Annotated in this window: 11 protein-coding genes and 2 pseudogenes; 3 read left to right on the plus strand and 10 right to left on the minus strand. The window is 37.0% G+C overall.

The annotated features are described in order from the left end of the window. Positions 1-119: 119 nt before the first annotated feature. Genes B11cv2_RS06210 through htpX form a run of 3 tightly spaced genes read right to left on the minus strand, consistent with a single transcriptional unit; the run spans position 120 to position 4,343 of the window. A complete protein-coding gene (locus B11cv2_RS06210; protein WP_100693773.1) occupies positions 120-1,826 on the minus strand; it encodes a heparinase II/III family protein in 1,707 nt (568 codons plus the stop codon). 57 nt (positions 1,827-1,883) lie between these two features. Further along, a complete protein-coding gene (locus B11cv2_RS06215) occupies positions 1,884-3,251 on the minus strand; it encodes an RsmB/NOP family class I SAM-dependent RNA methyltransferase (RefSeq protein ID WP_100693774.1) in 1,368 nt (455 codons plus the stop codon). A 42-nt stretch (positions 3,252-3,293) separates the two neighbouring features. Then, positions 3,294-4,343, minus strand: a complete 1,050-nt coding sequence (gene htpX / locus B11cv2_RS06220) for a zinc metalloprotease HtpX (RefSeq protein WP_100693775.1) — start codon at positions 4,341-4,343, stop codon at positions 3,294-3,296. A gap of 78 nt (positions 4,344-4,421) precedes the next feature. Between htpX and B11cv2_RS06225 the strand changes: the two genes are divergently transcribed. Further along, the gene (locus B11cv2_RS06225) at positions 4,422-4,637 is read left to right on the plus strand and encodes a DUF1674 domain-containing protein (protein WP_100693986.1); all 216 of its coding nucleotides are present in this window, start codon (positions 4,422-4,424) and stop codon (positions 4,635-4,637) included. Between the two features lie 128 nt (positions 4,638-4,765). Here the strand turns inward: B11cv2_RS06225 and rpsP are convergent, their stop codons facing one another. The 4 genes and pseudogenes from rpsP to B11cv2_RS06245 all read right to left on the minus strand — a co-directional run bounded on the left by rpsP (position 4,766) and on the right by B11cv2_RS06245 (position 7,934). After that, positions 4,766-5,134 carry a 30S ribosomal protein S16 gene (rpsP, locus tag B11cv2_RS06230; protein WP_035006476.1) on the minus strand — a complete coding sequence of 123 codons (369 nt, stop codon included), beginning with the start codon at positions 5,132-5,134 and terminating at the stop codon, positions 4,766-4,768. A gap of 79 nt (positions 5,135-5,213) precedes the next feature. Continuing rightward, positions 5,214-5,474 (minus strand): chorismate mutase, encoded by a 261-nt coding sequence (locus tag B11cv2_RS06235; protein WP_100693776.1) that lies wholly within the window; start codon positions 5,472-5,474, stop codon positions 5,214-5,216. A 25-nt stretch (positions 5,475-5,499) separates the two neighbouring features. After that, positions 5,500-7,047: a signal recognition particle protein gene (gene ffh / locus B11cv2_RS06240; protein ID WP_100693777.1), complete on the minus strand. Its 1,548-nt coding sequence runs from the start codon at positions 7,045-7,047 to the stop codon at positions 5,500-5,502. Positions 7,048-7,274: 227 nt separating this feature from the next. Further along, positions 7,275-7,934: pseudogene (locus B11cv2_RS06245) on the minus strand (carbonic anhydrase). Between the two features lie 255 nt (positions 7,935-8,189). Here B11cv2_RS06245 and B11cv2_RS06250 point away from each other — a divergent pair. Continuing rightward, positions 8,190-12,905, plus strand: coding sequence for an NAD-glutamate dehydrogenase (locus B11cv2_RS06250; protein WP_100693778.1), 4,716 nt, complete (start codon positions 8,190-8,192; stop codon positions 12,903-12,905). Between the two features lie 345 nt (positions 12,906-13,250). Here B11cv2_RS06250 and B11cv2_RS06255 read toward each other — a convergent pair. From B11cv2_RS06255 to B11cv2_RS06265, 3 genes and pseudogenes are all read right to left on the minus strand, one after another. After that, positions 13,251-14,005 (minus strand): annotated as a pseudogene (locus B11cv2_RS06255) (glutamine amidotransferase). Between the two features lie 88 nt (positions 14,006-14,093). Next, positions 14,094-15,638, minus strand: a complete 1,545-nt coding sequence (locus B11cv2_RS06260) for a heme biosynthesis protein HemY (RefSeq protein ID WP_100693779.1) — start codon at positions 15,636-15,638, stop codon at positions 14,094-14,096. Positions 15,639-15,650: 12 nt separating this feature from the next. Continuing rightward, positions 15,651-16,829 carry a COG4223 family protein gene (locus B11cv2_RS06265; RefSeq protein ID WP_100693987.1) on the minus strand — a complete coding sequence of 393 codons (1,179 nt, stop codon included), beginning with the start codon at positions 16,827-16,829 and terminating at the stop codon, positions 15,651-15,653. A gap of 658 nt (positions 16,830-17,487) precedes the next feature. On the opposite strand from B11cv2_RS06265, the gene B11cv2_RS06270 reads away from it, so the two are divergent. Beyond that, entirely contained in the window at positions 17,488-18,363 is an 876-nt protein-coding gene (locus B11cv2_RS06270) for a YihY/virulence factor BrkB family protein (protein ID WP_100693780.1), read from the plus strand. Positions 18,364-18,365 lie beyond the last annotated feature (2 nt).

Here is an 18,365-nt window from a genome sequence, read left to right on the forward strand (position 1 = left end):
CAAAAAAAGCCGCTATGAACATAGCATAAGCTTTTGCCAAAACATACCCAAAGGGCATGCAGACAATGCCCCAACCCACAAATAATAGAATTATCTTGGTTGATCTTTCCAAGCGAAGATTATGCTAATCTATGACGTATAAAACGCCAATGAATTTTTCTCTGCAATGCAGGGCGAAAATATAAAACAATCTGTTGTGTGCGTTGTGGGCCTTTTAAATGAGCAAAATCAATTGAATCTTCAAGAAAAATGTCAGCATCAGGTGACATAAAATGCCACTCTTGCCCACTTTCTACAACTAAACAAACGCGATTGCCATCATAATGAGCCTCAACCTGCGGATTAAGATGAAACCGAACAGCAACACTATCGTCTTCATTTTGATTGTCCTTATATCTATACCATTGATTTTTCCGCGGTGTAAAAAAGTGATCGAAACCTTCAATCATTTCTCCATTTCTAGTTAAAATAAGGCCACGCTCATGCATAAGATTAAAGGGCTTTACATAGCCATCATGGCAAGCAATAAAGCCAATTTTTTCTAAATCTTCTATGCGTTGTACTTGAACATTTGTCGGTCCTTTAAGTAAAAGAGAAGCGCCATTGTTCCTTTTTTTACGAAAAGCACCCACTGAACAATCATTCACTGTTGCCGTTGAATGTGCTGCTGTCAAACGCCCAAAATGTCGATATTCTGCAGAAGGATTAACCCCTGTATTAATAATAAAGCGTTTTCCCTGCGAAGACATCTCAAATGACAAACATCCTGAACAGGCATATTCTGCAACAGAAACGGGTGGAAATTTTCCCGTATCTGCAAGAACTGTTGTTTGATTAGCCCGTAAACGCTGAAAGCCAGAATAACGAGCATAACTAAAAGGATGTCCAACGGTTTCATCACAATTTAAAATAGCCGATAAACTTGCTGGTATAATAGGTCCAACGCCATTAAAACGAGCTAATGTTTGATCTTCATGAATAAAAAATCTCAAAGCAGGCAGCATACGCTCAATAGAATCAATTAAAATACGTGGCACTGTTTCATTACTGTGCAGATACAGATGGCGTAAAGATAATAAATCTGATAATAAATCGAGCAAAATAACAGGGCTACGAGAAATATGGCCTCCATCAATAAGAATTTGCTGCGAAAGTTCATAAACAAGATAAGTTTGTACTTTTTTCTTTGCTGCTGCAGAAACAGGCAATGCTAAAGATACAAGTGCTAAAGAAATTGCAGCTTGTAAACGTTGTTCATTTGCTTCCATACAACGAATCAAGATTCGCAAATAGCGAAACTGAAAACCAAGTGAACGTAAAAAGCGCTTTTCAAAACTTTTACTCACCCCCTCCAATAACATTTGCGAATGGCAAATCCATGAAATGAGGCGCTTTGCCACAACGGCTCCACTCCAAGCAGGCCCTTTTATCTTTTTACTATGATACTCCAACCAATCTTCCACCAAAGAACGCGCATAAACTGTTGCCAACTCACTCCGTGCAGCAGTCATATGACGCAACCAATGAAAATCATGCAATGCTATTTCCCATTGCAACATTGGCGGCACCAATGCAAAAGGAGAAAGAGCATCTGATTGAACCATACAACCCGAAAAAGAAAAACGGCCATGGTAAAATTCATGCGCTATCGTTGGATCAGCAAGATGCAAATCAATTGGATGTGCTAAAATCTTTTGTGGACGAAAACCAGAAAATCGCCAACGAAAGAGTGGTCCTGCCCGTAAACGTCGTAGAAAATGTTGTAACCCATATACAACGGTTGATGCCTTTATCTGAGGAGCAATCTCTGTAATTACCACAACCATATCTCCGTCTACATTTATCAAATATAATTTCAACTATTTGAGTAAATGAAACGTTAATTAATGTACCTTTCGGAAACGTGCAGCAAAAAAACCATCCATTCCTAAGAATAACTTTTCTTCTGCATTAAAATTTTCATAACAACAATCAGAAGGGATTGTCCGCAAAAAACCCTCCATTGATATCAAATGTGCCATAGCACCCATTTCCTCTGCTAAAATAGGCTCTAAAACAATATCATCACGCGTTGCTAAAATTTTCTTAACAAGATCTTCTCCCTCTTCTCTTGCCAATGAACAATTAGAAAAAACAACGCGTCCATTTTTTTTCACTAAAGCAATCGCTGCTAAAAGCAAACCATATTGCACCTCTGCTAATTTGGTAACATCGTCCATGGTTTTTGTCCACAAAATATCTGGATGACGGCGTATTGTCCCTGTAGAAGAACAAGGTGTATCAAGAAGAACAGCATCAAAAAGCTGATCAGGATGAAATTCTCTTAAATCACCAAGCCAATAGTGCACTGAAAAATTGAGGCGATCCATATTTTCTCTTAAACGCTTTAATCGATTGGCTGAAATATCGAGAGCCATTACATCTGCTCCCTGCAAAGCCAATTGCGCGGTTTTTCCTCCAGGACTTGCGCAAAGATCTGCTACCTTTTTGCCATACACATTTCCCAACAAACGAGCAGGTAAAGCTGCTGCAACATCTTGAACCCACCAAGCTCCCTCTGCATAACCTGGTAAATCAGCAATAGAATAAGCCGAAGAAATAAGGCGAACTGAACCATTAGGCAAAACAATTCCTCCCAACCGCTTTGCCCAACCAGCGCTATCAGATTTCACCGTTAAATCAAGAGGAGGTGTTATACTTTGGATGGCTAAAATTTGATCAGCTTTCTCTGCTCCATATGTCGATACTAAAAGTTGCCCGAACCACATTGGAATAGCTTTAATTGTAGGCGTTTGCATTCGCAAAATAGGCGCCTCACGTGCAAAATTACGTAAGATAGCATTCACTAATCCCGAGAAACGGCGCATCCGCGGATCAATCTTTGCCACACGTACCGCTAAATCAATCGCTGCATGATCGGGAATATCAAGATAAAGAATTTGTGTTATACTAATATGTAAAAGATGATGCAGAGAAAATGCTTGTGCTGGCAAAGGTCGCACTAAAAAGCGTGATAAAGCCACTGTAATCTGGCTTCGATGACGTAATGCCGCTCCCAAAATAGCCCGACACAATAAACGATCACGATATGAAAGCTTTAAATATTGTGGATGACCATACTCATTATCTGTCAAACCAGCAAGAGATGTACGCTTATCAAGTACTGCACCTAACAAACGAACGCACACTTGCCGAACAGCTAACCCAGGCACATCTCTCTCAAACATATGCCCCGCTTTTTTATCTTTCAACACAATGCCTTTATTCTAACTTGTTTCTTTTAATCTTTATGATTAAAACTTCTTCGGATTTTTACGACGAAGCCAAGAAGGACGAGTTTTCACCTGTAGTAGAACATTTGTATCTTCATCGCTTAGCATATTACTCTTATCCTTAAAATTGAGATTTTCATAGTCTAAGATATTATTTAGCCCTTTCAGATTATTCTCCTCATAGTGCTTGATAATGCCTTGATCAATTGTTGATATATTCATTTCTATGGCTTGTTGTTGCAATGCCGCAATCCGATTTGCCGTCGCTGGGTGTGTAGAAAAAAGGCTATCCGCACCTTCACCACTCAAAGGATTAATAATAAACATATGAGCTGTCGCTGGATGATGTTCCGCCTTTTCATTATAAATCGTATATCCACCCCCTGCAATCTTTCTCAAAGCCGAAGCTAACCATAAAGGATTACCACATATTTCAGCACCTCTCCGATCAGCAGCATATTCACGCGTACGACTAATAGCCATTTGCACCAACATAGCCGCGAAAGGGGCTATCAACATAGCAATAATACCCACAAATGTCCCGGTACCTTGAGAAGACCTTGAAGAATTACGCTGTCCTCCCGTTAATAAAGCAAAATTACCAAGCATTGAAATAGCTCCTGCAATTGTTGCTGTAAGAGTCATCGTTAATGTATCACGATGTTCAATATGCGCAAGTTCATGAGCCATAACTCCAGAAATTTCTTCTGCACTTAACTTTTCCAACAATCCTGTACTAGCAGCAACAGCAGCATTTTGGGGATTACGCCCCGTAGCAAAAGCATTCGGTTGTGCACTATCAATGACATAAACCTTCGGTTGAGGAAGAGAAGCTTTCTGAGCTAATTCACGCACAATATTAAAATAAACTGGTGCAGAATACTGGTCAACCTCACGCGCTCCATACATACGCAAAACTATTTTATCTGAATTCCAATAAGAAAAAAAGTTTAAGCCCCCTGCCATTAAAAGCGCAATAAGCATACCATTGCTTCCTCCAATGAGATAACCAAATCCCATAAAAAGGGCAGTCATAAAAGCTAAAAGCATTGCTGTACGCACTCTATTCATAATTAAAACTCCATGATAGAATATTATTATTATATGATGGGGCTCTCTTGTTATTTCTTCAATGAAATTGAGGTACAAATGAACAAAAAAGACAAAAAAATGAGAACACAAAATACCACTATTCCCCAACACACACGGATTCCCCCTGAAGCACAACGTGCCCTTCAAGAAGCTGAAGAAAGACGTAAATGTGCAACAAATAAAAATCAGCCATTAGAAAACGGCGGACGGGGTGGAAAAGATCCCGCGCGTTATGGAGATTGGGAAGTAAATGGGCGCGCCATTGACTTTTAAAGCCTTTATTGACTTTAAAAAAACCAAACCATCTTCTAAAAAAAACAAATCTTTTTAAAATAAAACCAACAGTGAAATTTTACATTGTATAAGCTTTTAAGGCTCACACTGTTGATTTACTAACTCATCTATGCTTCTTCTTTTGAAATTGTTTCTGACGCCTCTTCAGCAGCTTGTTTTGCTGCAGCTATACGTTCTTGTGCTTTTTTCCCAGGCTCACCTTTATGAGGATTATTACGTGCCGGACGCTTTTTTAAACCAGCGGCATCTAAAAACCGTAGAACACGATCTGTCGGTTGAGCTCCTTGACCAAGCCAATATTGGATACGCTCTTCATTAAGTTTTACACGTTCTCCATCTTTAGGCAACATTGGATTCCAAGCACCAACACGTTCAAGAAAACGCCCATCACGCGGACTCCGTACATCCGCAACAACGATATGATAATAAGGACGCTTTTTTGAACCACCACGGGACAAACGAATTTTTAATGCCATATTTTTCTCCTGTTGTCATCTTGACTTGTCGTTTAAACTAATTTGTTTTCTGTGTTCTTTAGAAATTATTTTTTGATTATCAATCACTTCTTGAATAATGACCTGTAAATTTCTTAGCGAGATTCGGATTAAGATAACTGTCTCGCATTAATCGCTGCAAATGCACCACCTGACACTGCTCATAAGCACAATCAACTTCAAGAAAGCCATAACGCACTTTATCCCCTCCTATCCTTTGCGTACAATAAAATCTTTTTGCTAAAAAATGACCCAGTGCTGCATTAAAATGATCAAGCGATGTCCACAAATGCCCTAAATCATTGGGTGCTTTTCCCTGCATTACACTTCCTTCTCTTTTTGTCTTTTTACTTTTTCTTAGAAAAAGGAGAATTTTTCTCCGTCCCCTTTAAAAGACCAGGAAATGTTAATTCGCGCCCCAGAAGTCTAGGTAATCCACCCCCTAAATGACCCTTTCCAATCTGATTTTGCAGTTTTGAGAATTGCATTGAATCAAGTTCTGATAAATCGGGTATAGTACCAGGATCTTTCATATCACCAAATCCCGTTTTGGAACCGAACTTCCCTAACATTTTCTCCATAAAACCGCCTGTATTTTTCCCTCTCATAGCTTTTACCATATCAGCCATTTGGCGATGTATTTTTAAAAGCTTATTAATATCTGCTGCACTTGTCCCCGACCCCTTAGCAATTCTTTGTTTACGACTATGTTTTAAAATCTCAGGGCTAGCGCGCTCTGCATGTGTCATAGATGAAATAATTGCTAATTGCCGATTAAAAAGACGATCATCAAAACCTGCCGCTGCAATTTGATCCTTCACCTTACTTAACCCTGGCATCATACCCATAATACCCCCCATTCCACCCAGTTTTTTCATTTTATGCAACTGTTCGGCAAAATCATTCAGGTCAAATTTTCCGGCTTGCATTTTTTTCGCAAAAGCCGCTACTTTTTCACGATCAACTGTTTCAGCAGCCTTTTCAACCAAAGAAACAATATCACCCATACCGAGGATACGATCTGCAATACGACTGGGATGAAATTCTTCTAGAGCATCCATCTTTTCACCAGTTCCGATTGCTTTAATCGGCTTGCCTGTCACTGCACGCATTGAAAGAGCAGCTCCACCACGCCCATCACTTTCCATACGTGTTAAAATAATTCCTGTAATTCCTATACGCTCATCAAAAGAACGTGCAAGATTAACCGCATCTTGACCAGTAAGACTATCAGCCACCAACATAATTTCATAAGGTTGCGAAGCTGCTTTAATTTCTTTCAATTCAAGCATAAGCGCTTCATCAATATGGTTACGTCCTGCTGTATCAAGAAGCACAACATCATATCCCCCTAATTTAGCAGCTTGCACTGCACGCGCAGAAATATCGACAGGAGATTGATCAGGAATAATCGGTAAACTCGGAACTTGCACTTGCTCCCCTAATTGACGGAGCTGCTCTTGCGCCGCAGGACGACGTGTGTCCAACGATGCTACTAAAACTTTTTTATTATGTTTGTCTATTAAACGCTTTGCAAGTTTTGCTGTTGTTGTTGTTTTCCCTGATCCTTGTAGACCAACCAGCATAATAACAACGGGTGCTGGCGCATTGAAATCACTTAAAACACCTTCTCCCCCAAGCATATGAACCAGTTCATCATGAACAATTTTCACAACCATTTGACCAGGTTTAATGGACTTAACAATTGCAGTGCCAACGGCCTTCTCACGAACTCTATCGGTAAAAGAACGAACAACATCTAAAGCAACATCAGCCTCCAACAGAGCACGACGAATTTCACGCAGCGCTGTCGTTATATCCTTATCTGATAAAACGCCACGTCCCGTTAAATTAGATAAAATGGAACCAAGACGTTCTTGCAAAGTTTCAAACATCATTTACCTCATTGCTTCATAACAAACAAATCAATATAGCACCCGAGGACGCAACGCGTTGTCGGATGTTGACCTCTGGGATCTTTTTATACCACAACAGGGTCCCAGACGGTGGCTCCAAATTAATCTTGTCATTGAATGCTGTTTCTTTCAAACAACAAAAACCTTTCTTTGTCAAGATATATCACACAGCATCTCATTTATATGAAAACTAAAATAAAAATCACTTATATCTGCACAGAAGTTCCACGCTCAACACGCACAAAATTACCCGTTTCTTGCTCCATACTCCATAATTCACCGTTTGCAATGTCAAACCAAGCACCGTGTATTGTCAAAAGTCCTTGATCTTTACGAGCCTTTAACCATGGAAATGTTTCCAAATTCTGTAATGAATAACGAATAGAAAGTCGTTCTAATGCAGTCTGTCGCTCTAAAGGAGTGATCAATTTATTTCCAATTACTTCTTCTGCAGCAGGAGCCAAAAGACTCATCCATCGACCAATAAAATCATTTGATGATAAAGATGTGCATTTTCCATTAAGAACATTATTAATTCCCCCGAAATGCGCATGCCCCAAAATAACAACATTCTTAACTTTCAGCACTTGCACTGCAAATTCAATAGCCGCTGATGTTGCCTGATATTGATAATCAGGAGAAAAAGGAGGAACTAAATTAGCAACATTACGCACCACAAAAATTTCACTAGGATTCGCATCAAAAATAATTTCTAGTATCGCGCGCGAATCACAACACGCAATCAATAAAGTTTTAGGCTTCTGTCCTTCCACTGCTAATTGTCAATAACGTTCCACTTTATGTGTAAAATGATTCGTTATAAAAGATTGATAACCGCTTAAAAATTTTTCTGGTAAACATGTCATAATATATTTACTTTCATTATACACTTTTAAAATATGCTCTTACCCTGCAAAAATAAAATTAATGAAAATATTCTTGTTACACACAAGATATACTTTCTTAAAACAACCAAACACTTCTTACGAAGTAAAAATAATTTTATTCTAGCAACAACAAATAACTATTCACTTTAAAAGGAAGATGTTACAGTATAAAAATGGCATAAGGACCTGCTCTTAGGATTTAAAGAAAAGGTTGCCACAATAAATAAAGGGAGGATGATTGTGTCAACAAAAACAGCACTAAATCTAAAGAGCACTGAAAATAAAATAGAACAAATTCTTTTTTCTCATACTGATAAAGAAGATATTGCTTTTTATAAACAAGATGAGCTTCACAAAGCTACAAATGTGGCCATCGAAGCATTTAAGTCTCACCAACCTGGTAAAAGTACAATTTGTTTTGAACACGCCTTAACGCGTCATGATAAATCTATAACTGTTATTACACTTGTTAATGATAACAAACCTTTTCTTCTTGATTCTATATTGCATGTTTTTAAACAACAAATAAATCACATTTATTTAATCGCACATCCTGTTCTTGAATGTGATTCTGGACAACGTATCAGCTTGATGCAAATCCACATTGAATCATTGAACAAAGAAAAGACAAAAAAGCTTAAAGATGAAATCACTCTCGTTCTTGAACAAGTCAATGCAGCTGTACAAGACTGGAAACTGATGCTTGAAGAAGTCAAGAAGCATATTCACACCTATCAAACAAATCTTCCATCGAACTACCAAAATGAAGGGGTAAAAGCCATTGAATTTCTCGAATGGCTTATGGACAATAATTTCATCTTCCTTGGAATGCGGACCTATGACTTTACCAAAGGCCAAGAACCCAAAAAAGCCTTTAAAACAGGTAGTATTGAACTAGGTATTCTCACTGATGCTTCTATTCGCATTATTGGTGATGCAAGCGTAGAAGAACGCCCCAAAGAAGTCTTATCTTTTATGGAAAGTGACAATTTGCTTATTGTTACAAAAGCCAACAGCCGCTCAAAAATCCACCGTCCTGTTTGGTTGGATTATATCGGTCTTAAGATTTTTGATAAAGAAGGGTATCTATGTGGAGAATTACGTATTGTTGGGTTGTTTACATCCTCAGCCTATACGCACTCTATCCTGCAAATTCCGTTTTTAAAAGAAAAAGCGAAGACGATTATTCAACGCCTTGGATATAATCAGACCGACTATTCTGGAAAAGCATTGATGAGTGTCTTAGAAACCTACCCAAGAGATGAAATGTTTCGCTCTGATGTCGATACATTAACAGAAAATGCAGAGCTTATCATGCAATTGGATGAACGTCCACGTTTACGGGTACTCGCTCACACTGATCCTTTTGGACGTTTTGTTTCGATTCTTGTCTACGTACCACGTGATCAATATAGTAGTAATATCCGAGAAAAAATTGGACTATATCTTGTTGAGACCTATAAAGGTGATTTCTTTGAATCTTATCCACTCTTCTTGGAAAGTACGCTTATCCGTGTTCACTACATTATCCATCGTAAAGGAAGTCACAGTGCTCCCGTAATTGAGCGTACCACACTTGAATATCATATTCGCTCTATAACCCAAAATTGGGAAGACAGCATCCGCGCCATAGCCCTTATTCATAAAGCAACAGACCAACAAATATCTTTAGCGAGTGACTTTCCTAATAGCTATCGTGACTTATTTTCAGCTGAAGATGCTATTAAAGATGCTGACCATATTTTAAACCTTAATAGCGAAAAACCTCTTTTCGTTACTTTTTACCGCGCCCACAATAAAGAAAAACAAAATATTTCTCTGCGACTTTTTCATCGTAACGAAGCCCTTGCCCTTTCCAAACGTGTCCCCCTTCTCGAAAATATGGGCTTTCGGGTTATTGCTGAACAGACATTGGAACTCCCAGACGGCTATGGGCATTCTGTATATCTTCATGATATGCAATTGGAAAGTGATTTCCAACTCAATATTGATCTTGATAAAAATGCACAAAAGCATGCTGAAACATTTGAAGCCGTTTGGGAACAAAATGCGGACAATGATGCTTTTAATGCCTTAACACAAACAGCTCAACTCGACTGGCGCGAAATTGTTATCTTGCGTCATTATGGACGCTATCTCCAGCAAACTGGAATTCCTTATTCACAAAAACGCGTTGCTCAAACTTTAAACGCTTATCCTGAAATTACTAAAGATCTTTATGCTTTATTTCATTTGAAATTTCATCAAAGCCATAAAGAAAAAGAACGGCTTAACAATGAAAAAATCATTCAGCAGTGCATTGAAGAAAAATTGCAGAAAGTGCCAAGTTTGGATGATGATCTTATTTTGCGTCGTTATCGTAATCTCATTGTTGCAAGCTTACGAACGAATGCCTATTCTCCTCTTCCTGATGGAAGCCCACGGCGTATCATAGCAACAAAATTAAATCCACGCCAAATTGAAGGCTTACCTGAACCACGTCCTTATCGAGAAATTTTTGTTTATGGACCTGAAGTTGAAGGTGTCCATTTACGCTTTGGTCCTATCGCCCGTGGTGGTATTCGTTGGTCTGACCGTGCATTAGACTATCGTACTGAAATATTAGATCTCGTTAAAGCTCAACAAGTCAAAAATGCTGTTATTGTTCCTGTGGGAGCGAAAGGTGGATTTTTCCCTCATCGCCTTCCTCAAACTAATGATCGTGCCGTTATAACAGAAGCAGCACGGCAAGCTTACACAAACTACATTACAGCACTCCTTTCGATTACTGATAACCTAATCGATGGTAAAATATATCAGCCTCAAAATGTCATTTGTCACGATAGCAATGATCCTTATTTTGTCGTTGCTGCCGATAAAGGTACTGCAACCTTTTCTGATACCGCTAATGCTATTAGCCAAGCGAATAATTTTTGGCTTGACGATGCTTTTGCATCCGGAGGATCAGCAGGATATGACCATAAAGCAATTGGTATTACAGCTAAAGGTGCATGGGAAGCTGTAAAAAGACATTTTCGAGAATCATTTAATCACGATATTCAAACAACCCCCTTCACCTGTATTGGAGTTGGTGATATGTCGGGAGATGTTTTTGGGAATGGAATGTTACTTTCTCAACAAACAAAGCTTATTGCTGCCTTTGATCATCGCGATATTTTCATCGATCCCGAACCAGACATAGCAGCAAGTTATGCAGAGCGTATGCGTCTCTTCCAACTTCCTCGTTCAAGCTGGCAAGACTATGATCAAACAAAACTCTCAAAAGGTGGTGGTATTTTCTCACGAACTGCCAAAACAATCACTCTTTCTCCTGAAGCAGCACAAGCTATTGGTTTTGAAAAGCAAACGGGAACACCTTTTGAAATTATTTCAGCCATTTTAAAAGCCCCTGTAGATCTTTTATGGTTTGGCGGTATTGGAACCTATATTCGTGCAACAACCGAAACGGATACTCAAGTAGGCGATCGCACCAACGATTCCATTCGCATCACCGGTGAACAAGTGCGCGCAAAAGTTATCGGTGAAGGAGCCAACCTCGGTCTTACACAACGCGGTCGGATTGAATATGTTTTAAACGGTGGGCGCTGTAATACTGATGCCATTGATAATTCCGCAGGTGTCAATTGTTCTGATCTTGAAGTTAATATTAAAATTGTTCTTGCCTCAGCTCTACGCACAAAAAAACTGACTCGTGAAGCCCGTAATGAGTTGTTGAAAAAAATGACCCCACAAGTTGAACAATTGGTTTTGCGTAATAATTATTTGCAACCACTTTCGCTTTCCTTAGCTGAAAAACGAAGTGTTATTGATTTACCTTATCAAATACGTTTTATGCATGATTTAGAACAGAAAAAACTTCTAGATCGTAGAGTTGAAATTCTCCCTAATGAGCAAATTTTACGTCAAAGAATTAACCAAAACCAAGGACTTATCCGCCAAGAGCTTGCAGTTATTTTAGCTTATGCTAAATTAACTCTACAAGAAGAAATTGCAAACAATCCTATTGTTGACAATTGTTATTTCGACACAACCTTGTTAAATTATTTTCCAACTCAACTTCAACAAAATTTTAAAAAGGAAATCATTGAACACCAATTACGTCGTGATATTATTGCAACTCTTATTGCTAATGATATTGTGAATCGCGGTGGTCCTACTTTTGTTAATCGCTTGCAAGATATAACAGGTCAAAAAACTGAAAACATCATTCGTGTATTTATTATCATCCGAGATAGTTTTGAAATTCTTCAGCTTTCGAGCCAAATTGACGATCTTGATAATAAAATACCGGGATTGAATCAAAATAAATTCTATGCAGCAATTACTTCAATGCTTTTTGAAGCAACCAATTGGGGCTTGCGCAATATGGATCTCTCAGTGCCATTAGAGGAGCTTGTGCAAACAATTAAAACAGCGCGTAGCCTAATTGAAAAAAAGCTTATGCACGCCAATGATCAAGATATCAGTCAAAAAATTGAAGAAAAAGCAACACAATACAATGAAGAAGGAGCGCCAAAAGCTTTAGCAAGACAATTAGCTCTTTTAGATGTTGCTCCGATGATCTGTGATATTTCTTTGATTGCAGAACAAAGCAAAAGTGATCTTATGAAAACTGCAGAAATCTATTTTTCACTTGCTCAGGTTATTCGTATAAATCGTATTAATGAAGCAAGCCAAACAATTCCTATTGTTGATTATTATGATGGTATGGCCTTAAGTGAAGCTAAAGAAAACATTGCTGATAGCTTGCGACAAATCGTTATAAAAATCTTAAGAAATTATAACGAAAAAAATGATTCTCTAGCAGCTTGGATAAAATCTGATAAAGATCAAATTCACAATATCATCAACCGCGTTCATGCACTCATTGAAGGTGATCTCAATGTTTCTCGCTTTACTTTTACAGCAAGTATGATTGCCCAACTTAAAAATACTGCTTTTCAAAATTAAAACATTCACAATCAACCTTAGAAAAGGTTTTATTGATCCCCTTGTATATTAAGTGCAAGGAGATATATGTACTATTGTTTGCTTTTTGAAAAAAGAGAACAAAAAATAAAACACGGAAATTACGAGAGTTATCGTCACTCATCCTAAAAATATGACGCATATCAACAAGCCATACTCATAGTGAAACAAGCAGAAAAAGGACCGTGCTCATCTTATTTTTTTATTGTTCCTTTTTTTCCATAAAAATGCTCATATTTTTTGGGATTTTTTATTATCATATTATTTGATATAATTTCTTCAATTCAAATTTCTCTTTTTAAGAATAATTTTTAGAATCCATACAATTCACAATTTCGTATTGCGAGCAATAGGAACACCAAAAATGTGTTGTAATATATTGTCAAACCATTCGCACAAAACTTGACCATAAAGTGAATAACCTTCTAAATGTGCAGAAGCAGATTGGGCCCCTTTTTTAGTCAATTCTTGAGCTGAATCTATCAACCAATGTTGTATCATTACACGGGTTAATTCAGGGTGAAATTGTAAACCCCATGCATTTTTTCCATAATGAAAAGCTTGTGTGGGATAGGTTTGACTTGTTGCCAAAAGAACAGCTTCTTTAGGCAAATCATAGATGCCCTCATTATGTAAATGATAGACCATTTTTGGCCAATTCATAAGGTCTTTCCCTGCAAAGTCCCCTCTAACGGATACCAACCAATTTCTACACTTTTATCACTTTTTGCAGCAACACGCCCGCCTAAATTTTTTGCGAGCATCTGTGCTCCAAGACAAATCCCTAAAAAAGGTTTATTGTCTTTCAAAGATAATGAAATCCAATCAATTTCCTCATGAATATATGCATCCTTATCATTCACACTCATCGGACCACCTAAAATGACAACACCCGCGTGATGTTTCAATGTTCTAGGAAGTTTCTGTCCTAAAATAGGATAATAAAAATCAAGAGCAAAACCATTTCTTTGTAAAAATTGCCCTAAAAAACCAGTCTGTGAAGATTGGCGATGCAAAACGACTGCAATTTTTAGTTTACCGTTTCTTTGTTTTCTATCAAGATATGTTTTCGCTAAAAACATATTTTAACCAATCATTTTTACAATCAGATTTCATTTCATTTGAGAATAAATAAGAACCTTATTTTTATCAAAAATATCTACAATACCTCTAAAATAATTGAAATTTCTCTCTTGGCAAAGAACTCTCTTCTTCTGCTTCTTTACTCTCTAAATCTTCAACACTTAAAGGTATCTGATCGACTTTTTTTCTATTCTGTTTTTTTGTGCGCGACTTTAATAAAAAATCAGGCCCTATCGATGATTTTTCTTCAAAGGATTTATTTTTAATAACTTCTTTTTCATCCACGACGCCTTTTTTGCATTCTCTTTTCAGCATCACGTTATCGACTTCTAATGTTATAGGAGAACAACGGGGGGGTACTTTCCATTCACAACGACCTAATCGACCACTGATTGGAGAAACGATCAACCAAGAAGAAAAGAAAGAACCATCACACGCCCATGCTGGATCAGGTTCTGCTCGTAATGCTAAAGACAACCATTGACGATTCCCTTGACCATTACCTTGTGCTTCCTCAATATCTGCTAATAATAAATAAACGCTTTCACGCGGATGATAGGTGAGTGCTTTTTGTGCGTACTCTCTTGCTAATTCCAATTCGCCTGCATCCAGAGCAGCTTTTGCAACAATAAAAGCTGATTCAAAGATATCTTTATTATAAGAAGCAAGTGCTTTAGCTCTTTTCAAACGCCCAACTGCACTTTCTTCTCTCCTAAGATAAAGTGCTCCCAAATCAGGATGAGGATTTTCCTGCCAAGCTTTAATAATCATTTTATCAGCTTTACGAACTTCTTTTAATTGATAAAGAATATCGATCATAATCACCGTTATTGGTACAAAATCAGGCATCAACTTATGAGCCTTTAAAATAGCTTTACGAGCTTCTGCGAGCTTAGTTTCCGTAAGGTGAAGTGCTAACCCACTTAATAAAAGAGCATGGGTATAGTTACGCTCTGAATTACAATGCTCAGAACGTGGCAAAGCTCTTTGCGCCCGATAAAAAACATCAAGCGCTTTATTCCACTGACCCTCAGCACTTAATCGATCAAGGACAAATTGTTGAGCCCATAAAAGCGCTGGTGACAAAGCGAGTGCCTCTTCTGCATAGTGCTTTGCGACATCATAAGCTTTCGTATTCATAGCTTCACGAAACAAACCATAAAGCCCAGCAAGCTTTGTCGGCTCGTCTTTTTGCATCTCTTCATAAAGAGCAATAGCCTTCATAGAATTTTTTTGCAAAGATAAGATTTGAGCTCTTAAAAGCTTTATCAGTGGTTCATAATCTTTTATAAGGTATTTTAATGCACGTCTTTCCATCTTTTGCGCGGCCGCATAATCACCTGCAAAAGCAGCAAGCAGACCTTGCGTAAGCGCTTTGCGACCACATTCTTGGTAACGTCCTGAAAAAAATCTGTATAAAGTTCTAGGAATAGAAAAAATAATTCTAAAAAATTTCCATAAAAACACTAATACCATCAACAGGATAACAAGCCCACTAATAATCGTAAGCAATGAGACAGTAAATCGCATCTGCAAAAATGTTATGACCAAAAAACTATTATTATTGGCACCCCAGCTAAAAATTGCACCGATCACACAAACGACAAAAATATAAATAAAAATACGTATCATTTTTGATCCTATTTACATTTTTGCAGCTTCGGAAGTTTCTTTTGGCATTCCAATCAACAACTTCTGAAGAATGCGCTGGACAGCAAGATGTCGTTTAAGCTGATCAATAAAATCTACCGAAATATCTTTAGCATTTTGAGGTAAAGTTTGCCATTCAGCTAAAGCTTTTTCATAATCTCCAGCTTGAACAGCAACTTCCATCCGAGCCACAATTGCAGGCACTGTTGTCCCTTCAACATACCCAATTGGACGCGAAACAATAAAACTTTTTATCCATATCTCAATCTTCTTTAAAAAATCAGTATCCGATACAAGACTATTTTGTGTCCTAACAATTTTATCTGCAACATAAGCAAAATCAGCTGAAAGCTTTGCAGAGCTTGGAAGACCAGTATGCGCTGTTTTCTGTAACAAATCCAATCCTGCAACAGAAGATGAAAAATGTTGTACCGTTTCTAATTCACGCACATAAGATCCACCACGATCTATAGCGTTTTTTAATGCATTTACTGCAACAAACAGTGCAATATTTATCTTACCTTTTTCACTATTTTGTTCGCTATTTTGAGTGAATATTTTCTTTTGTATATTATCTAACTGTTGTTTTAAGGTGATAATATCGTTTTTATTACTTTTCCCAACAAATAAAGCTGTCTTTACATCTTCTGATATTCCAACCAAAGCCTGTATATTCTTTTCAAAAGCATCTACTTTTTTTTCTAAGATTGCAAAAGCTTTGCTTCTCTCTTTTTGAAAAGATTCATCTTCTTGAAACGCTTCAACCTGTTGTGATGAAAAAGAAGAAAACTCCCTCTTCAATGCATCAAACTGTTGAAGCATATGCTTCAACTGTTTCTCTGTTTCTTCTGCTTTTTCTTTTGTATGTATAGTAATCTGAAGATTTTTTTCTTCTTCCAAATGATCAACCGCTAAAAAAGAAGGAAGAAAACCTGCTCTTTCCAAGCCTACCCAAAGACTTATAGTTATAAGGCCACAAATAATCCCTGAAACCATTAAAGAAGTAAAAGCGACACTACTTACAGTCTTGCGCTCAACATCACTTTGCTTTGTTATTACTGGCTCTTCTGAGTGTTGTGTTTCTTGCTCTGAGTCATGAGCTATAATTTCAGATTTAATAACAGATGCCTTAGAACTTTTTAATTTTTCTTTTGATTTTGAAGAATTTACCATAATAATCACTTTTTTACCACGTGCTTTTTTACAATACGATATCAAAATGAAAAAAACTTTAAAAATTAGATGTTTTTCGAATAACATCATTTTTTGCAGAGGACTTCTTATGAACAGTGTATGATAAGAACAAATAAAATCTTTTAAAATTTCTCTTACTCAAGATCCTTTTTTAAAATAAAAATGATGAATATGTTCAGCTTTATAATATTAATGAAATAATTTAGAATAGAAATTCTTAAAAGACGCAAGAATATAAACATGCAAATTTAAAGGACACTCCTCATAATATATAATATACTAGAAAATCCTTTGGTTGAATTCCATATGATATTTTATTAAGTATAATTAAATGCTATATACTCTTTAAAGTGTTCTCCATAACTTCATTATTTTTAAAATAATTCGGCTTCATTTACGAACGTTTCTGCTTATAAATTTATCCAGTACAATCTTAAAATGCCCTAAAATCGTTTTTCCCTTTTTATTTCCGATATATTCCTCACAATATTCTAAAATATAAAGTAGACAATATTTATCTCTACCATAGACGAACGTTCTGATAAACAGTTCCTATTGTGCAAATGTTTTTTATTTTTATATACTCCTAATGAAAAAACTATGCTAAGTGTAAGGCTATTTCCAAAGGTATTGAAATTTGATAAAAAGGGCATTGTGGTATAGTTACCGTATTTTTTTTAACGCAGTGAGTCATTATTTGCGTGATAATGGGAGTGCCTTTGCAAGCCATGTTGCACTTTCGGGACTTTTAGCGTTTTTTCCTTTTTTTATTTTTGGGACATCTCTCGCTAGTTTTCTCGGAGCATTTACATATACACCGCAAAAAATTGAAGCACTTGTACAATTGTTGCCGGATGCAATTGCAGAACCTCTTTCTAAAGAAATCATTACTGTCCTAACCACACAACGGGGAGATTTATTAACACTTTCAGTTATTGGAGCCGCTTATTTTGCTTCAAATGGTGTGGGTGCTTTGCGTACAGCATTAAATAAAGCTTACCGTGTTATTGATCGACGCAGCTTGTTTTTTTGTCGTTTTCAAAGTTTATTTTTCGTCATTATTGGGACAGTAGGTCTTGTCGTTATTAGCTTTTTATTGGTTTTAGCACCTTTACTGATTAAAATTATGCAAAACTACTCTTCTCAAATTACTGAATATATTGGTATAATTCGTTTATGGCGTTATATAATTGCGATAGTTGTTCTTTTTACGAGTCTTTTAATTGTTCACAAATGGTTGCCAGCAGGACAGCGAAAAGTAATAGATATTTTACCAGGTATCTTAGTAACAATATTTGTTTGGTTTTTAACCTCTATTGCTTTTGCACAATATTTAACAATGTTTAATTATGCCTCTACTTACGCAGGATTAACCTCTATTATGGTTGCAATTATTTTTCTGTATATCTTAAGTGCAATTTTTATTTTAGGAGGAGAAATAAATGCAGCAATTATATTTTATCGTGATCATTCACAACGCACAGATAAATTAAAGTCATTCTCTATTGATTAAAT

The sequence above is a fragment of the Bartonella sp. 1-1C genome, assembly GCF_002810325.1.
Classification (GTDB): domain Bacteria; phylum Pseudomonadota; class Alphaproteobacteria; order Rhizobiales; family Rhizobiaceae; genus Bartonella; species Bartonella rochalimae.